The following is a 238-nucleotide window of genomic DNA, read 5'->3' on the forward strand; positions in this document are numbered from 1 at the left end:
TATTCTCCGTATCCATTTTTAATTGTTTTTCTTATTACGTTACTTTCTTTATATTTCTTTGTGTTAAAGCTTGGTAAACCTAAAAAAGAGAAGTTACCTGCATTAGAGGAAAAAAAGGAAGAATTATAAAAAAAAATCTCCCGCTTTTTAGCGGGGGATTTTATGTCTGGGTGATGAAAGCGGCAAGAAAGGTCGTGGCTTCGCGTTTTCCTGCGAGCCGCCGCCGCTTTTTGGTTGG

The 238-nt window shown here is 38.2% G+C and carries 1 protein-coding gene; it reads left to right on the forward strand.

Going from position 1 to position 238, the window contains the following annotated elements; translation table 11 throughout:
- A partial coding sequence (locus KVT31_RS30960; RefSeq protein ID WP_368859002.1) for a DUF3935 domain-containing protein occupies positions 1 to 129 on the forward strand: 129 nt, incomplete at its 5' end.
- Positions 130 to 238 lie beyond the last annotated feature (109 nt).

The sequence above is a fragment of the Bacillus sp. GbtcB14 genome (assembly GCF_019091205.1).
GTDB lineage: Bacteria > Bacillota > Bacilli > Bacillales > Bacillaceae_G > Bacillus_A > Bacillus_A cereus_AG.